Origin of the sequence: Metamycoplasma equirhinis (assembly GCF_006385185.1) — a bacterium.
GTDB classification, from domain to species: Bacteria; Bacillota_I; Bacilli_A; order Mycoplasmatales; family Metamycoplasmataceae; genus Metamycoplasma; species Metamycoplasma equirhinis.
The window spans coordinates 1-18,636 of sequence record NZ_VFIX01000004.1; the positions used below are offsets into that span (position 1 = coordinate 1).

Annotated in this window: 17 protein-coding genes and 1 other RNA gene; 1 reads left to right on the forward strand and 17 read right to left on the reverse strand. The window is 26.7% G+C overall.

Annotation, left to right across the window (positions count from 1 at the left end; translation table 4 throughout):
- The coding region (locus FJM08_RS07670; protein ID WP_211331333.1) for an MAG0480 family ComEC-like protein at window positions 1–775 on the forward strand (775 nt) is incomplete at its 5' end.
- Here the strand turns inward: FJM08_RS07670 and ligA are convergent.
- The 17 genes from ligA to ruvA all read right to left on the reverse strand — a co-directional run bounded on the left by ligA (window position 743) and on the right by ruvA (window position 18,543).
- Window positions 743–2,737, reverse strand: coding sequence for an NAD-dependent DNA ligase LigA (ligA, locus tag FJM08_RS01495; protein WP_140031449.1), 1,995 nt, complete (start codon window positions 2,735–2,737; stop codon window positions 743–745). The genes FJM08_RS07670 and ligA overlap by 33 nt on opposite strands.
- Window positions 2,738–2,747: 10 nt before the next feature.
- On the reverse strand, window positions 2,748–3,692 hold the full coding sequence (locus FJM08_RS01500; RefSeq protein WP_140031450.1) for an energy-coupling factor transporter transmembrane component T family protein: 945 nt from the start codon (window positions 3,690–3,692) through the stop codon (window positions 2,748–2,750).
- Window positions 3,692–4,723, reverse strand: a complete 1,032-nt coding sequence (locus FJM08_RS01505; RefSeq protein WP_140031451.1) for an ATP-binding cassette domain-containing protein — start codon at window positions 4,721–4,723, stop codon at window positions 3,692–3,694. Before FJM08_RS01505 ends, FJM08_RS01500 begins: the two co-directional genes overlap by 1 nt.
- Window positions 4,714–5,511 carry an energy-coupling factor transporter ATPase gene (locus tag FJM08_RS01510; RefSeq protein WP_140031452.1) on the reverse strand — a complete coding sequence of 266 codons (798 nt, stop codon included), beginning with the start codon at window positions 5,509–5,511 and terminating at the stop codon, window positions 4,714–4,716. The genes FJM08_RS01505 and FJM08_RS01510 overlap by 10 nt, the downstream gene beginning before the upstream one ends.
- Before the next feature lie 175 nt (window positions 5,512–5,686).
- Window positions 5,687–6,232: a hypoxanthine phosphoribosyltransferase gene (gene hpt / locus FJM08_RS01515; protein WP_140031453.1), complete on the reverse strand. Its 546-nt coding sequence runs from the start codon at window positions 6,230–6,232 to the stop codon at window positions 5,687–5,689.
- Window positions 6,219–6,878 (reverse strand): deoxynucleoside kinase, encoded by a 660-nt coding sequence (locus tag FJM08_RS07675; protein WP_140031454.1) that lies wholly within the window; start codon window positions 6,876–6,878, stop codon window positions 6,219–6,221. Before FJM08_RS07675 ends, hpt begins: the two co-directional genes overlap by 14 nt.
- Before the next feature lie 105 nt (window positions 6,879–6,983).
- Window positions 6,984–7,859, reverse strand: coding sequence for a bifunctional 5,10-methylenetetrahydrofolate dehydrogenase/5,10-methenyltetrahydrofolate cyclohydrolase (locus FJM08_RS01525; protein WP_140031455.1), 876 nt, complete (start codon window positions 7,857–7,859; stop codon window positions 6,984–6,986).
- On the reverse strand, window positions 7,859–8,041 hold the full coding sequence (locus tag FJM08_RS01530; RefSeq protein WP_140031456.1) for a DUF2188 domain-containing protein: 183 nt from the start codon (window positions 8,039–8,041) through the stop codon (window positions 7,859–7,861). The genes FJM08_RS01525 and FJM08_RS01530 overlap by 1 nt, the downstream gene beginning before the upstream one ends.
- Before the next feature lie 92 nt (window positions 8,042–8,133).
- Window positions 8,134–8,505, reverse strand: a transfer-messenger RNA (tmRNA) gene (gene ssrA, locus FJM08_RS01535).
- 1 nt (window position 8,506) lies between these two features.
- Window positions 8,507–8,932 carry an SsrA-binding protein SmpB gene (gene smpB / locus FJM08_RS07680; RefSeq protein ID WP_140031457.1) on the reverse strand — a complete coding sequence of 142 codons (426 nt, stop codon included), beginning with the start codon at window positions 8,930–8,932 and terminating at the stop codon, window positions 8,507–8,509.
- 28 nt (window positions 8,933–8,960) lie between these two features.
- Window positions 8,961–11,090, reverse strand: a complete 2,130-nt coding sequence (gene rnr / locus FJM08_RS07685) for a ribonuclease R (RefSeq protein ID WP_211331334.1) — start codon at window positions 11,088–11,090, stop codon at window positions 8,961–8,963.
- 6 nt (window positions 11,091–11,096) lie between these two features.
- Window positions 11,097–11,348, reverse strand: a complete 252-nt coding sequence (gene secG, locus FJM08_RS01550; RefSeq protein WP_140031459.1) for a preprotein translocase subunit SecG — start codon at window positions 11,346–11,348, stop codon at window positions 11,097–11,099.
- 14 nt (window positions 11,349–11,362) lie between these two features.
- A complete protein-coding gene (aspS, locus tag FJM08_RS07690) occupies window positions 11,363–13,033 on the reverse strand; it encodes an aspartate--tRNA ligase (RefSeq protein ID WP_140031460.1) in 1,671 nt (556 codons plus the stop codon).
- A 2-nt stretch (window positions 13,034–13,035) separates the two neighbouring features.
- Window positions 13,036–14,298 carry a histidine--tRNA ligase gene (hisS, locus tag FJM08_RS01560; protein WP_241863864.1) on the reverse strand — a complete coding sequence of 421 codons (1,263 nt, stop codon included), beginning with the start codon at window positions 14,296–14,298 and terminating at the stop codon, window positions 13,036–13,038.
- Between the two features lie 18 nt (window positions 14,299–14,316).
- The gene (gene secDF / locus FJM08_RS07695) at window positions 14,317–16,962 is read right to left on the reverse strand and encodes a protein translocase subunit SecDF (RefSeq protein ID WP_140031461.1); all 2,646 of its coding nucleotides are present in this window, start codon (window positions 16,960–16,962) and stop codon (window positions 14,317–14,319) included.
- Window positions 16,963–16,997: 35 nt separating this feature from the next.
- Entirely contained in the window at window positions 16,998–17,948 is a 951-nt protein-coding gene (gene ruvB / locus FJM08_RS01570; RefSeq protein WP_140031462.1) for a Holliday junction branch migration DNA helicase RuvB, read from the reverse strand.
- The gene (gene ruvA, locus FJM08_RS07700) at window positions 17,932–18,543 is read right to left on the reverse strand and encodes a Holliday junction branch migration protein RuvA (RefSeq protein WP_140031463.1); all 612 of its coding nucleotides are present in this window, start codon (window positions 18,541–18,543) and stop codon (window positions 17,932–17,934) included. Before ruvA ends, ruvB begins: the two co-directional genes overlap by 17 nt.
- Window positions 18,544–18,636 lie beyond the last annotated feature (93 nt).

Sequence of the window (18,636 nt, forward strand, 5' to 3'; positions counted from 1 at the left end):
ATACTATGAATCTTTTGATTATTTAAGAAAATTAAACATATTTCATTATTTCACAATTAGTGGTTTTCATTTTGGTCTGCTTTATTTTATTTTAAATTTGTTAACTAAGAAAATCCGCTCTAATATAAAACATATAATTATATTTCTAATTTTATTAATTTATTTGGTCATTTTAAATTTTCAAATAAGTGCCAGTCGTGCATTCTTATTTATTTTAATTACATATGTAAATAAAAAATGATTTAATAAAAAATTTAATAATTTAAGCATTTTAACGATGGTCATGATTATAAATTTAATTTTTAGTTTCAATATAGTTTTTAATTATTCATTTATTTTTTCATATTTGATAACTATAACTATTTTAATTTCTATTAATTTGTTTAATTTTATAAAAAGATATTCATTACAATATTTTTGCGTTACTTTAGTAACTTATTTATCTGCGTTATTTTTATCAATGAATATCGCGAGCGAGATCAATTTATTAGGATTTATTTATCAAATATTCTTTTTACCAATTGCATCATTCACATATATGTTTTCAATACTATTTTTTTGAACTAATCATTTAAATTATTGATATTTTTTAGGGTTTAATGAATTTATAAAACTTATTTATAATGGTGCAGTAATGTTAAAATCATCTAAAAATATTTGATTAATGAACTATGTAATTTCAGCACTTTTGCTTTTTTCAAATGAAATAAAATTACTAGTCAAAAAAACTAGTAACTTTAAGTTAAATCAATCGCAAAAAATCATCTTCAGTTAAAAGTTCAACATTAAGATTTTTTGCTTTGCTTAATTTTGAACCGGCATCATAACCATATATCAAATATGATGTTTTTGACGATATCGAATTTGTTAGCGATCCGCCGTTTTCAATAATTATTTTTTCGAAGTAATTTCGTGGTTTAGATAAAGTTCCGGTAATTACAAATGTTTTGCCTTGTAGTTTATTATTAATTGTTGATTCGTTATATTCTAAATCCATATCTAAATTAATCAGATTGTTAATTAATTCCTGATTTTCAAATTCTGAAACTCATAAAATTAGTGAAGTAGTAATTTTTTCTCCAATTTCATTATATTCTTTCAAACTAGCAAAATCAAAAGTCAAAAAATTAGATAATTTTCTTACTTTTGAAGCGATAAATTTAGCAATTTTGACGCCAATATGTTTAATAGATAGCGCAAAAATTAGTTTTTCTAAACTTTTGTGTTTAGAAGATTCTATTGCATCTAACATTTTTAAAACCGAGCGATGGCCCATACGATTTAATTCTAATAATTTATCTTTATGATTTTTTAGTAAAAAGAAATCCTCAGGCTTTTTTATGAAATTTTTATCAATTAACAATTCAATATTTTTCTCACCTAAAGTAATAATATCCAGAGCATCCTTGGAAGCGAAATGTATTAATTTACGTTTGATTATTTCGGGACAATTTTTATTAGAACAATACTGCTCTAATTTAGTTTCTGAATCAATGAATTCGCTTTGACAAAATGGACAATTCAAAATTTTTTTAAATTTCTCTTGCCCTTTATTTTTATTCAAAGCGAGCCCAATTACACATGGGATAATTTCACCGGCCTTTTTAACATAAACTAAATCGTTTTCATTAATGTTTAGATTGTCAATATAATCAAAATTATTCAATGTAGCATAAGAGACTAAACTACCGGAAAGTTCCACGGGTTCTAATAAGGCGTTATAAGTTACTAAACCCGTTCGTCCAACGGTTACAAATATTTTTTTTAATAAAGTAGCAACGGTATCGGGTTCATATTTAAATGCTATTGCTGAATGAGGAAATTTAGCTGTATATCCTAATTTGTCATAGAATTCCAATTGATTTAATTTAATAACAATTCCATCCGTTTCGTAATTTAGTAATTGCTTCTTTGTTTTAAAATCATGAACGTATTTTCGTATTTCCTCCATTGATTTGACAAGTTGAGCTTCTGTTGAAATTTGAAAATTATATTTTCTAAGAAATTGAAATTCTTCTTGCATTGTTTTAATGCCGTATTTTTCAGGGTTTACTATGTAATATAGAAAAGCCGATAAATTGCGTTCTTTTACTATTTGTGAATTTAGTTGTCTAAGTGTTCCTGCAGCAGCATTTCGAGGATTGGCCATTTTAGGTTTATTCATAAGTTCAAGATTATTATTTAATTTATTAAAATCATCAATGGGCAAATATATTTCACCCCTAACCTCAAGTTCATCTTTTAAAGAAATTTCTTTAGGAATTGATTGAATTTGTAATATGTTTTCGGTAACATCTTCGCCAATTATTCCATTACCTCTCGTTACTGCCTGAAGTAACTTGCCATTTTTATATTTAATAGAAATCGAAAGTCCATCTATTTTAGGTTCAATAAAAAACGAATATTTTTTTGTGATTTTTTCGATATTTGAGATAAATTTTGAAATTTCTTCAATTGAATACGCTTTATTTAAAGAAAGCATTGGTTTATCGTGTTTTACTTTGGTAAAAATATCTAGTGAAGTTGCATTAATTTTTTGCGTCGGAGAAAGTTTAAGCTCTTCATATGAAAAAAAATAGGGATATTTTTCCTCTAATTTTTTCAATTTATTAAATTCACTATCATAAATTGCATCCGAAACAGTTGGATTATCTAAATCATAATATTGATGATCCCATTCGTTAATTTTTTGTTGTAACTCGAAAACGATTTTGCGTATTTCTTCTCTTGTTTCCATTAATTATTCCTTATACTCTTTGAAAAGTTGCAAGTCATCATCATGGTAAATTAATTGCATCTAATTGACAAATAATAACCATTGTAGTTAATATACAAATTGCTAATATTGCCACAAAATCACGTCAATTAGGAACTAATTGACGATAATGACTTCTCTTAGCATAAGGTTCATAACCTCTTGAAGTCATAGCATCCGCTAGATCATTTGCCTTAGTAAATGAAGAAACAAAAATGGGAACAATTAGCACAATAAACGCTTTTGTTCGGTCCTTTAAATTGCCGTTTTTAAAATCTATACCCCGACTAGATTGGGCTTTCATTATTCGATTGGACTCTTCCAATAGCGTTGGAATAAAACGAAGTGCAATCGAAATTATCATTGTAATTATTTCGGTTGGAATTCTAAATATTTTCAAAGGGAATAAAAAATCATTTATTGCCCTTGTCAAAAGAACTGGTTTTGTTGTTACTGTTAAAATTGTGGTAGTTAAAATAACACCATAAATTCTTATAAATATTGAAATAGTTCTTAAAATTGTGAATTTAGTTAATTGAAAAATTTTATCTTTACCAAATGGGGCTCAATAAATTGTATTAATTATTGTTTGCCCACGATAATAAACATATGAATCAATATTAGCTTCGGAACTTAAAGGAACAAAAAATGAATCATTAGATGAATGTGCCCCCTTAACTGTAAGCATATTGACAATTAGTAAAAATAAAGCTATATATGCCGGTAACTTTAATTTTGCAAAGCAAGATCTTATTGATTTTGTTGCAATCATGTAAACAATCATTATAAATCCAACCAAAATACCTAATGTTATAAAATGATCAACTATAAAAAATAAAACAATAAACAGAATGTTACCCAAAAATTTTAATCTAGGATCTAACTTATGAACAGACGTATCAATATTTAAATATTTTCCAATAATTGTACGGTTCATTATTTGCTCCTTACCTTATTTTTTGATTTACGATATTCGTTTAATTTTTGCGCTAAATCTTCAATGCTTGTAACTTTACCAACATCAATATTATTCATTTTTAATTTATTTACAAATGATAGCAATTTTGTTGGAATTAAGTTATTACTCTCTAGTAGTTTTTGATCACTTAATATTTCATATGTGTTTCCATCTTTAATTATTTGACCTTCTTTAACAAAAAGTGTGCGATTGGTTCATTTTAATGCATTATCCAAATCGTGCGTAACAATTATTATAGTTTTGCCTTGTTTGTATAAATTGTGAAATAAAGTTAACATTTCTTCTACACCTTGAGGATCTAAACCTGCTGTTGGTTCGTCTAAGACCAAAAATTTCGGTTCCATTGCTAATATACCAGCTAAAGCAACACGACGTTTTTGACCGCCAGATAAATTAAATGGGCTTTTATCTAAATAATCCTTTGGTAGACCAACTAATTCCAAATATTTACTTGCTAATTCCTTTGCTTTTGCCTTCTTCACACCCATAGATATGGGCCCAAAAATGATATCTTTTTCAATTGTTGATTCAAACAATTGATATTCTGCAAATTGGAAAACAACACCAACCTGTTTACGCAAAGTTTTTGCGTTTTTAATTTTCTTAATAGTTTTAGAAATGTTAATATCGGTATTAATTAATTCTATTCTTTCGCTTTTTGGTGTGGTTTTAAATTTTAACAATTCTTCATCATAATTTTTTACGGCTTCATTAAACAAATTTTCATCCGTAAAATTCTTACGATTAGGTTTCTTCGGTTTTTTGGTTTTTATTTGTTTTGGAACATCGTTAAAAGTTATTTGCCCTGCACTAGGAATTAATAGAGCATTAAAATGTTCGATCAAAGTAGTTTTTCCCGATCCGGTCGGACCAATTATTGATATTGCTTCGCCCTCATTAATATTGACAGATACTTCATCTAAAACTTTAATATATGTTGGAAGCCCAACATTATATTCTTTGGAAATATTTTGAACTTTTATTTGCATAATTGTTTTATTAATTCCTCCTCGTTATAAGTTGGGTTGATTCCGTCAACCATTTCACTTAGTTTGTAAATGAACGGCGAATCTATTTTGGCTATATCAATTATTTTTTTGTCGTTAAGAATTTCGATTGGTTTTCCTTCAGCTATTACTTTTCCGCCTGAAAAAACTATTAGTTTATCAGCCAACAAAGCTTCATCCATATCATGAGTAATTGAAATTAAAGTCTTATTAGTTTTTTGATGCAAATCATGAATTATCTTGTAAATATCGCTTCTGCCTTTTGGGTCAAGCATTGATGTTATTTCATCGAAAATAATAATGTTAGGATTTAATGCCAAAGTCGAAGCGATAGCAACGCGTTGCTTTTGTCCTCCTGATAAATATTGTGGTTCTCTATCTAAGCAATCGCCCATGCCAACTTCAGTCGCATATTTAACAATTATTTCATACATTTCTGAAGTTGTCATTTGTTTGTTTTCTAACCCAAAAGCAATATCATCTTCAACGGTAGAGCCAATAAATTGATTATCAGGATTTTGAAAAACAATTCCGATTTTTTTTCTAATCTCGCGTAAATTTTCAGAGTTGATTTCTAGTCCATCAATTAAAACTTTACCGCTAGTAGCTTTATAAATGGCTGATAAGACTTTTGAAAAAGTACTTTTTCCAGAACCATTATGTCCTAAAATTGCAACATATTGTCCGTCATCAATAGTGAAATTAACATCATTTAAAGCTAATTTATTTGTACCGGGATATTTATAGCATAACTTCTTTATTTCAATCATAATTAAATATTATATATTTTAATATATAAAAATTAAATTGTTGACGTTTAAATTGCTAAATTTTTAAATATTTAATTTTCTTGCATATTGCTTTAAATAAATTAAATTACTAATTTACAGTCTTATTTTAAGTTACTTTTTAAAAATAAAAGCTTGCATAAAGCAAGCTAAATTATTATTTTTTATTAGCTTTTAATATGCCTATATAAGGCAATTGGCGCATTTTTTCTTCCCAATCAAAACCAAAACCAACAACAAAATCTGTTTTCTTTATTTCAAAGCCAAATTTATCTGGTTCAAAATCAACAACTCGATTGCTTGGTTTATTTAATAAAGTGAGTACTCTTATTGATTTTGGATTTCGAGATTTTAATATTGAAACAACTTTTGACATTGTTCTTGCAGTATCGATAATATCCTCAACGATAAGCACATCTTTATTTTCGATATTGTTTGCCATATCTAAAATTATTTTTACATTGCCTGAAGATTTAGCTGTTCCTTCATATGAACTAGTGATCATAAAATCCATAATAAAATCAATGTTCACATCTTTTATTAGTTGTGCTAAAAATGGCAAGCAACCTTTTAAAAGTCCGACAATGATTAAATTTTCAGAACTTTTATATTCTAAATTTACTCAATTAGCTAATTCTTTAATTTTAGTTTCTAGTGTTTCTTTATCAAATAAAACTTTTTCGATTCTGCTATCTATTTGCATTCATTGTCTCCTTATCTATTATCTCAATCGCTTTCATTAACACTTCTTTTTCGCTTAAGTTATTTGTATCAATAATAATATATCTAAGTCCAAATCTGGCGGCAATTTCTTTAAAAATTCTTAAATAATTTGCGTGCAAATTTTTAAAATATTCGTAGTTTTGATTTCAATTTTCAACTTCGCTTACTCTCCCACGTTCAAATATACGTTTCTTAAATGTTTCAAAATTTATATCCAAATAAATTGCTAAATCAGGCAATTCTTCTTTGCTAATAAGTTTTTCAAATAATGCATCATAAGCATCCAAATATCTTTTTCCCTTTTGCGATAGTATTAAATTAGCAAAAATATAATGTTCAATGGAAAATCTATCTAAAAAAATATGATCCTTATTTCAATCTTTTTTTTCTTCATTAAATTTTTTTACTATTTCTGTAAATTTTGAAGAGTGATTTTCAACTATATATGATTGAAATCCAATTGTTAAATTAGGTTTTTTTTCATATAATCACTTTAAAAAAGTATTAAATACTTCATCATCTTCTTCGAATTCATGCAACATATAAGATCCATTATAATGTTTGTGTAATTTTTCTGATAAGCAACTTTTTCCGGCAGCTATCATGCCGCTAACTCCTATAATCATTTTTTCCCCTTAGTAATTTTTATTATTGATATTATTTTACATAAAATACATTAAAAAAATGAGCAAAAAACCAGTAAATTTTATTACCGGTTTTTCTACATAAAATTATCATATCTTAATTAAATTTTTAAAAATTTGCTTATATTTTTTTTCTTGAAATGTCATAGATTTTAACAAATTAAGAATTAACGATATTATTGTCATTGGGCCAACTCCGCCGGGGACCGGCGTAATATACGAAACTTTATCTTTGCAACTATCAAAATCAACATCTCCATATATTTTACCGTTAATTCTATGTATTCCGACATCAATAATAATTGCGTCATTTTTTATCATGTCTGAAGTCACACAATTGCGTGCTCCCGTAGCAACAATTACAATATCATTTTCAATAATTGTAGCTTTGGGGGTATCAATTGTATATCTAGCCACTTTGTTATTTAATTGTTCAAAATAATTAGCTAACGGATAACCAACTATTTTACTTTGTCCTATAACAGCAATTTTTTTATTAGTAATTGCAATGTTATTTTGTTTTAACATAATCACTATTCCTAGTGCGGTTGCCGGTAAAAAACTTTCATTTTTAAAATAATTAGAATTTAGATGAAATTCGCTTAACCCGTCAATATCTTTTGTGCTAGGAATTAAATTTAAAATTTTTTGAACATTTTTAATTTTTTTAGTTTGCATTGGTAATTGAATAATAAAACCTGTTGTTTCATTACTTAGTTTTTCAATTGCTTCAATTACTTTGGCTTCAGAACAGTTTTCTTCTAATTTTATTAATTTTGAAGAAATCCCCAGTTCCTTGGCGACTTTTATTTTACTATTAACATAAATATTTGATTCGTCAAGATTGCCTATTTGCAAAATACCTAAAATTGGCATTTCATCTTTTGCCAATTTGGAAATATCATTTTTTATAGCATTTTTGATTTTGCTAGCGCATTCTTTACCATCTAATAATTTATACATTAGCTTGTATATTTTCTAAAAGTGCCAATTTTGCTTTGAACATTAACAGAAGTGGTGTCTTTTAACGATTTTGCGTATTCGACAGCCTCTTTTTGTGTTTTAAAAATACGTAATGCTTTCTTACCTTTTGGATTTTTTACAGCCCATCCATCATCATGATTAACAACCAAACGAACAGCCATTAAATAACCTCCTAATTGTCTTGTTATTATTAATATAATAACATATAGAATACAACGAAATACATAAATAACTAAAAATAAGCAAAAAAAAATGGTGGAGATGCGGGGAATCGAACCCCGGTCCACACGTTTTTATTATTAAATGTTTACAAGTTTATTTGATTAATAAATTCTGCAATACATATTAATCAACAAATTTTGTATGCATATTAGTCAATAATTTCGCTTTAAAAATGACTAATTTTTTTTAAAGTTAAGCTCTCATACGAATTCAATAAACCGAGCAAATTTATTGATCGCCAATGCAAATTAATATGCGTAAATTGGATTTGAAGCCATCATTGATTTAACCATGAAAGCTTGTGAATTTTTTTTGTTTGCGCTTAAAAAGCCTAGAAGTATTTAGGTTTACAAAACCACTGAAATTTAATAATATTGACGTCTGTCGAAGCCTTTACACCCCCATTAAAATTTAAAATCTTTTTTTGCTTCTTGTTCTCTTATTTTTTGCCGTTTATCATATTTTTTTAGTTTTTTTGCTAATGCTATTTCAACTTTAATATGATTATTTTTTCAATACATTGAAAGTGGCATTAATATCAACCCGAGTTTTTCTTGCTTTGATTGTAGCCTAATAATTTCGGATTTGTGCATTAATAGCTTTCTAGTACGATAAGGATCACATTTAACTAGCATATATTGAGCAATGTTCATGTTATTTAATCATAATTCATTTTGATTATTAAACGAACAAAATGCATTTTCCATTTTAACATTTTTTGCTCGCAAACTTTTTACTTCTCACCCTAATAACGAAATGCCACATTCGTATGTGCTTTCTATGTCATAATCTGATTTTGCAAATTTGTTTTGAGCAATTATTTTAGGCATATTTAAATTTTACAAAAAAAGTGCAATATTACGCCAACATTGCATTTATATTACCTTTTTCTTTCTCGACTGATGTTATTATTAATTTATAATTTTTTCCTACTTTAAGAGAAATTTTGTTGCCTTTAGCTTCATAATCTGAGATTTTTAAAATATTATCATTAATATTTTCAAATCTTATTAAAACACTGGTTTCATATTTATTTATATTAAAAAAACAACCGAATTTTTCTACGCTAACAAGTGTAGCATCAAAAGTTTTATTAATTAAATTTTCAAAAAATTCTGCTTTTTTTATATCAACAATATCTCTTTCGATGGTCATTGCTATTTTTTCGGATTCTGAATTCAGTAAAGCTATTAATTCGATATTTTCTCCTAGCTTTTTTTTATCATCATCTTTTAATTCCTTTTTTTCAAAAATATATTTTCTAATTAAACGGTGTAAAAGTAAATCAGGGTATCGTCTGATGGGGCTTGTAAAATGAGAATAAGCTTCAGATGCTAGACCAAAATGTCCAATATTATTAGAAGAATATATTGCTTTTTGCATTGTTCTTAACATAGCCATTTTAAGATAATCATCGAACGAAATTTTTTTGATTTGATTTATCATGTTAGCAAATGATAATGGTTTTCCATCTAAAGGAACAGTTATATTTTTATAACCGCTAAATTTAAGTAAACTTTGTAAACTCAATAGTTTTTCTTCACTGGGTTTTTCATGAATACGATAGATTGAAGGAATATTTCTATCAAGCATTAATTGAGCGACAGTTTCATTTGCTCTTACCATAAAGTTTTCAATCAATTTTTCGCTTTCGCCTTCTTTGATTATTTTTATATCAATTACTTTTTCGTTCTCAATAATTATTTTAGGTTCTTTAATTTCGAAGTCGACATATCCTTCGTTTGCTTTCTTTTTACCGATTATGTTAGATAAATCTCTAGCTGCGTCTAGAAGTAAGGAAATTTTCTGTGGAACATTGATTTTGTTATCGAAATAGTCATTAACTTCATTATACGTTAAACGATAATTAGATTTTATAGTTGAAGCATATAATTGAGCATTTATGTTGTCTCCAACACCATCAATTTCTAATTCTAATGTTATACAATTTCTTACTTCATCGGGATTTAATGAACATATTCCATTGGACAATTGAAATGGCAGCATAGGAATAACCGCATCTGGCAAATAAATACTTGTTCCTCTCTTCAGCGCTTCAACATCAATGGGGCTATTTTCTTTGACATAATATGAAACATCAGCAATATGTATAAACAATTTTCAATTGTTATTTGCTTGTTTATAACAAGAAATCGCATCGTCAAAATCTTTAGTATCCAAACCATCAATTGTAACTGTTAAAAGTTCTCTTAAATCTTTACGTTCTTTAATTTCTTCTTCTGATACAAAATTAGGAATTAAATCGATATTTTTAATGGTTTCGTCATCAAAACTTTCATTCACATCATTAGAAGCAATGATTTTTTTGACAGGAAAATCGCTATCATTTAAATTTGAAATTTTTTGTTTATATAAAATCAGGATGTTTTTATCATTTGAAGCCAAAATTTCGCATTTCACGATGTCGTTTTTATTAATAGAATCAGGAATATTTTTAGTTGATAAAAATTCAAATTTACCTTGATGTTTTTCATCACAAGCATCAAAATAAAAATGATTATTAGGTGTCTTAGTAATCGTTCCAACGATTATTTTTTTGTTATGTTTAACATTTTTTAGAACATTTGCTTTGTATAACTTTTCACCCGAATCCGAAAAATAGTAAAAAATGTTAGCTTTAATAATATCTTTATCTAGACAATTTTTTAATTGAAAAGGAGGAATAAATGCAGATTTTTTTTCGCCGTTTTCTTCAAATTCAATAAATCCCAATCTTTTATTAGTGATGACAACTTCACATTCGACTTCGGTTAAAAAATAAATAGCGATATATTTATCATCGCGATTTATTTCAATTAGATTTTTATTAATTAATTTTTTTAGTTGAAGTGTTAATTGTTTATTTAATTTAGGAGAAAGTTTTAGTGATTTAGCAAGTTTTTCGAAAGAAATAGATACTACAGATCTAATTTTTTCAAGAATTTTTTGTTCATTAATTATATTTGCGTGGTTATTATTTGGAAACACAATTTTTTATCCTTTTTGAATAACTATTCGCAATGTCAAAGATAAAATAAATAACAAAATGCCTAAAATTATCATTGACCATTTTAAAACTTTCTTTATTCCGCGTTCTTTTGAAATTTTAAATAAATCTAAATCGTTACTACCAACTAAGGCACCACTAAAGCTATTAGAATCAGGAGCCATCATAAATGAAATGCCAACAATTAAAAAAGCAATGATTATCAAGCTAACAATTAAAAATATTGAAATAGCACTCATATATATCTCCTTAATTATTTTTTAATTTCCAAACTATATTCAAATAATTGTTCTTTTGTTACATCTGATGGTGCGGAAGTAAGTAAATCTATACCTTTTGCATTTTTTGGAAACGCAATAACATCTCTAATAGATGATGATTTTGTCAGAATCATTAAAACACGCTCAATTCCAAATGCTATACCATTATGTGGTGGCAAACCATAGTCAAAAGCTTTTAAGAAAAATCCAAATCTTTCTTGCTGCATTTTTTCGCTAATTTTTAAAATTTCAAACATTAATTTTTGGGTTTTTAGATCGTGAATTCTTATTGAGCCAGAACCTAATTCGAATCCGTTAAGTACCAAATCGTATGAAAGAGCTCTAACCTTATCCAATTCGCCGGTTTTTAGATATTCTAAAGTTGATTCATCAAATTGAGTGAAAGCATGATGCGCAGGTGAATATGATTGATTTTCTTTATCAAACTCAAACATTGGTCAATTAACAATTCATAAAAAGTTTAATTTCTCAGGATCAGCCAAAACATATAATTCATTTAATAATGTTCTCACTGCACCCAAAGATTTCAAAGCATCATCTTCATCTTTGTTGATTGATACGATTGCAAAAGGGGTTTCTATCTTTTTTTGTTTAGCTTTGTTTAGCAATTTGTTTGAAAAAATTGAGTTAGAATCTTGTAAATTCTCAATAATTAGGATTTCCCCATTATTTTTTTTAAAAGTTTCATTAATTGGTTGTAAGTATTCAGCTACGTTTCGATCAAAAATAATTACCTTAACAAATTTATTTTCATAATTTTTCGCAAATTCATTTGTATAATCCTCGATTAAAAATTCGAATCTAGTATCAGGCTTATCATTTCCGTAATGTTGCATTGAGTAAAAATAATCCATACGTGGAAATGGAGTTGAAATTTTATAGCCTAGTTTATAAAGAACTTCTTTTCACATTTTTTCGCATAGTTCAAAGATTTCTTCTCTACCACCAAATGACATTTCAATATCAAGTTGAGTAAATTCTGGCTGTCTATCTTTTCTTAAATCTTCGTCTCTAAATACTCTTGCAATTTGAAAGTATTTTTCAATTCCGGCGCTCATTAAAAGTTGTTTAAACAATTGTGGCGATTGAGGTAACGCAAAAAATTTTCCTTTTTTTCTTGTTGGTACTAGATAATCACGAGCACCTTCGGGAGTTGATTTTCCAAGAATTGGGGTTTCAACTTCGATATAGCCTTCACTATCAAAAAAGTTTCTTATTAAAAGCGAAAGTTTATGTCTTAATTTTAAATTTTCAAGCATTTTCTCTTGCCTCAAATCTAAAAAACGATATTCTAATCTTAAATCTTCGTTTGCATTTGTAGAATTTTTAGCAATTTCAAAAGGAATTTGTTTTGATGAATTTAAAACTTCATAATTATCAACCAATATTTCAATTTCACCTGATTTTAATTCCAAATTTGCTTCTAATCTTTTTTTAATAATTCCATTTACTTTTATACAACTTTCTTTTGTCAATTTTGGGTCGGAAATATTCTGAAACACTAGTTGAACAATACCAGAAGAATCGCGCAAATCAACAAATAATTGTTGTTTAAATTTTCGTTTATTTGCAATTCAACCAAATAATTCAACTTTTTTATCTAAATCATTTAGTGTAAGATTACCGCCATATATTTGTTTCATTTTTACTCCATTTCATTTATTGCTGCAAGAAATTCTTTGTTTGTGGTAAATATTATTGTTTTTTCTTGATTTTTAGTTTTGATTTTAATTTCGTTAGGCTTAGCGTTTAATTCTTTGAAAATTAAAAACTTGGGTTTAAGCTTAAAATATTGTTTAAAAAGTTGTTTAATTGTTAATTTTTGATTAATTAAGTTAACTTGAACTTTTTTACGTAATTCGTATGCAATTTTAAAAATTTCGTCTTTTTCAGAATCGTTTAAATATGCAATTAAAATATCTTGGGTTTTTGATAATTCGGGATATTTATTAATATTGGCTGCTATTATTTCAACAATTCTATCAACGCCAAATGCAAAACCGATCGAGCCTAGTTTAGGGCCGCCAAATGACTCGAGCATTCCGTCGTATCTTCCGCCTCCCAATATTGTCGATTTAGAACCTAAAGCTTTTGATGTAGATACAAATTCGAAAACAATATCATTATAATAATCAAGGCCTCTCACAAGGTAAGGATTTATGCGATACTCAATATTAAATAAATCTAGTAGTTTAAGTAAATTATCAAATTCTAATTTTTCTTCAACGGAAAGATAATCAATTAATTTTGGAGCTTTTTTAACAAAATCTTTATCGTTTTCCTCTTTATCATCTAAAATTCGAAGTACATTTTTTTGTAACCGAATTTGTGAAATTTCTGATAATTGATCTTTATATTGTTCGAAATATTTTTTTAATATTTTTATGTAGTTGTTACGACTAGAAAAAGAACCTAAATTGTTTATTTCAAGGCAAAAATCAGTAATTTTTATTTTTTCTAAAAAATCGTATGCTAACTTTATTAATTCAAAGTTAGCGTTAATGCTTTTGGGTTCAATTAATTCAACTCCGCCTTGAATAAATTGCCTATATCTGCCTTTTTGCGGGCGTTCATATCTAAACATAGGTCCGAAGTATGATAATTTAGTATTTTCTAAATTATTTATTTTATTTTCAACGAATGCTCTAATTGTTGAAGCTGTTGCTTCTGGACGTAGTGCAATAGTTCTATCGCCATTATCTTTGAAAATATACATTTCTTTAGAAACAATATCACTTGTTTCACCAACTGATCTTATAAACAAATTAGCTTCTTCAATAATTGGAGTTTCAATAAAATCAAAAACGTAATTTTTTGTTATTTCAAAAAAGTTTTCGCGAATATAAGAAACGATTTTTGATTCATTACCAAAAATATCTTTTGTTCCTTTTAGACGATTAAAAATCATATTGCCCTCCATAATTAATTAAATAGAAAATGAGTTTATACCATTAAATACTTGTTCTTCAATTTTTTCTGTGTTTCAATAGCCATTTTCGATTCTACGTTTTTTAATTTCATATTTTTTGAAATATAGATGCATTCAAATATTTGGAATAATGAATAAGTTTATTAACGATAACGAAACCAACCCTAGCCCAAATGTTAATCCAAATGATAAGTTAATATCGGTTATTAGTAATTTAAACAAAATTATGATTACAACAGATAAAATCATATTAAATAATTGTCTAAAGAAAATATCTCTTGTGTGATTTAAAAAAATTTCTTTGATTTTTTCTTTTTCTCAAATATAGTTAATCGTTGTTGTATCTTTAATAAATTCAGCTTTTATATTTTGTGAATTGATTACAGAATCAACAATATTGAATATTGTAATAAACACAATTCCGCCAAATAATTCTTCATTTAATTGATTGTATGAAATTATTGAAAGCATTGCAACTAATATAATAATAAATAGTTGTTTTAACATTAAAATTAGCGCACTAATTAATGAAAATCTAATTGTTATGTATATCATTGAAGTTACTATCGTGCAAGTAATTATTAAAGTCAATCAGCCAATGTTATTAGCAAAAGTTATTGGATTTAATTTTATGCTAAGTGCGTTTAAGTTACTTAATAGGAGTGGTTTAGTTTTTAAAATTGAAATTAAATTATTAAATTCGGCGCTAGAAATTAATGAGTTTAAATCATTTTTTGAAAATACTTTTAAAACATATGTAGTTGTATCCGCATCTTTTGTCATTGGTAATATTTCTATATTATTGATTCCGTCTATTTTAAAAATAAATTCAGCTATTTTATTAATTTCAGCAATTGTGAAACCATCACCCAAATTTTCCGAAACAGAAATTGTAGTTAAATAGTTGTATTTCAACTCTGGCGCTATGTTTAAACCATTTATTGGTGACTTTAATACGCCGGCAAAAATACCAAATAATATTAGTGTAATAAATACTAAAAAAGCAAAACTAATCGTAAAGTATTTTGATTTAGTAATTAAGTCTATTTTATTTGTTAGTTTTGATAAATTAGAATTTTGATTGATTAATATCTTAGGATTTTTATCAAATGATTCAGTTTTAATTAGATTTTTAATTAGTAAAGTATTTAATAAAATTGCAAAGGTTAATATTATAAAGGAAGCAATAAATGTAATTATTCCAATTGTGTTAATATATGAAATTTTAATAAATATTGCAAAAATAGTTGCAAAAATCATTAGTGCTATAGAATCTAGTCCACTAATCAAGCCATTATTAATCATTTTCTTAACGGCTTTGTTAGGATTTGCACCATTATTAATTTCTTTTTTAAAGATTGCTAATTTATTATTTAAAATGTAAAACGCCACGAGCAATAGAATTACTATACTTAACGAAACAACTGGATTTATTGTTATTTTAAACGCAATTAGAATTGATAAGAAAACAAATACAAAGAATCCTAACGATAAAATTGATATTGCACCAATTAAACGGTATTTAGCAATTAAAAATAGTGCTACAATCGAAAATAAAATTGTTATTGCTATTAAATATTTGTTTTTATTTTTATTTTCATTAATAGTGAAATATGAATATTGTTTTACAAAATCAAATTTTGAATAAGAAAAGTTTATAATAGCCGCAATTTCATCATCGGAAAGTCCATGTTTATTGTTATTGAGTAGATAAAATGAAGATTCGCTTTTATCTGGTGACAATAAAGCAGCGGGATTCATTGCGCTAATTAAGTAACCCCCAGCATTAATTTGATTATATTTTAATGAAGGAAATTTTAAATCAATAACCTTATCTTTTTCTTTAATTTCATCAGGCTTAGCTGAATTACCAATATAAGCAAAATTTACAGGGTTTTCTCCAGCTTTTTTTCAATCTTCTGGAAATTTTTCTTTTGCAATTCTAATAAATTCATGAAGATTTAATCAAAAGTAAACTTTTACAGTTGGATTTGAATCGTTTTTATTGTTAATGAAATATTTGTAAAAATATTCATTCGCCATATTAACAAATTGGTCTCATCCGGTGGAATCTAATTTAATTTTAATTCTTTGTCTTGCTCCGGCTTTATTTTTTGTTGTAGCAGGATCCTTATCTAAACTAATGTTATAATCCTCTGGTCCTTCTTTTATAAAATCTTGCAATGATTTAACTAGAGTAATATCAGGATTAAATCTAGAAATATAACTCCCTTTATAAAATAAGGGGTTTCCTAGTTCATCTGTCACTGTTAAATAGGGCTTTTTTACCAAGCTAGTTATAAGCTTTTGCATGTCTTCATCAGTTTTAACTTCATTGCTAGAAATTTCTAGCAAATTGTTAGATAATAAGTTAAGACTTTGCGATGAAGATAAAACACCATGTTGGTTTTCAATATATTTTTTTGTTAGATTTAAAATATTTTTTGAATTTGGCAAATCAAAATTTTTGTGTTTTTCGATTTTTAAACCGACATGCGCTTTTGCAACATTTGAATGATTTTGACTCAATTTAGGCGCAAGAAAAAACGCTGTCCCAAAAACAACAGATAAAATTATTCCTAAAAGGACTAAAATATTTATAAATCATCTAAATTTATTACTAATAAACTTTGCTTTTTTCATAGTTTGTAATTATACTAAAATTTTTTAGCGTTTAATTAAATTAAATGTACTGTTGCTAAGTATTTTAAGCCATCACTAGTTATCTTTCTCCCTCTAGGAGATTTTTCAATTAATTTATTGATTAAAAGTAATGGTTCAATCTCATTCATTATTGAATATCTATCATCTTTTGTTATTGAAGAGATTGCGTCAATCGAAGCAAATTTATCAACAAAAACAGTATGCAATGTTAAAAGATACTGTATTTGCGTGTTATATAGTCCTAATGGGTATATTTCTAAATAATCAAAGGCATTTTTTACAATTTTTTCAGTAATAATTTTTTCTTTTTTGAAAATACAAAAATCATTAACTCTTTTTAGTAAGTTATTAGCAATTCTTGGCGTTTGCCGTGAACAACTTGCGATTTTTTCAATAGCTTTTTCGTCAATTTTAATTAAATTTCGAACAGCAGAATTAACAATAACCTTTTCAATTTCTTCATTTGAATACGCTTGTAATTTTCCGATATATCCAAATCGATCCTTTAAAGGTTTGGATAGTAAATTAAATTTTGTAGTTGCGCCAATTAATGAGAAATTCTTTAATTTAAGACGCATTATACGTTTATCACCTTCGGGACCAATAGTTACGTCAAGAACTTTATCCTCCATTGCAGAATATAAAAGTTCCTCAACATTCTTGTTGATACTGTGTATTTCATCGATGAAAATTATATCATTTTCTTGAATTGAAGAAAAAATTGTTAAGATGTCACTTTTTTTCTCAATTAAAGGTCCCTGGACATAAACTATATTAGCTCCTACTTCTTTGCTTATTATTTTAGCCAAACTAGTTTTCCCTAATCCAGGCGGTCCATAAAATAGTAAATGGTCAATGATTCGTTTTTGCTCTCTTGCTGACGAAATCATTATTTTTAGAGTTGAAGTTATTTTGTTCTGTCCTATAAAATCATCAAAAGAATTAATTCTAAATTCTTGCTTCATTTGCTTTACTACCAATTATTTTTATTGCGTTTTCAACGCATTCTTCAATATTTTCGGTTAATTTCATATTTTCTAATGCATATTTAATTTGTTGTGATTTAAAACCGAGCATTTTCATTGTTTCTTCAAATTGCGATTGAGCATTGGATTCTGATATTTTATTTTTAAATTTTGAAATTTCATCCTCGCTTAGTTTTGATAAAAATTTTTGATATTTTTCTTTATAGTTATAAATAATATTATTTGCTATTCTTTGTGAAACATAACTAACTTTCATTAGCGAATTACAATCTTCAGTTGCTATATAATTTAATACATTTTCTCATCCCAGATTTAATATCGCAATAGCTGTTTTAGGCCCCAAGCCTTGTAACGCAATTAAATCTTCAAAAATAACCATTTCCTTGAAGCAATCAAATCCATAAGTGGTATTAGTATATTCATTTGTAACATTAGATATAAAAATTTTTTTAACTTGGTCTTTTTCAAATCTTGAAATATTAGGAACATATATTAATTCGCCCTCACCGTTATGATCTAAAATTAAATAATTTGTGTTAACGTGCATTATTTTTCCATATAAATATATTTTCATTCTTTCCTCCACAATTTAGTTTAAGTGATAAATATTTACAAATTTTAATTAAGCGAAAAAATAGCGAAAAACTTGGAAATAAATAAAAAATGC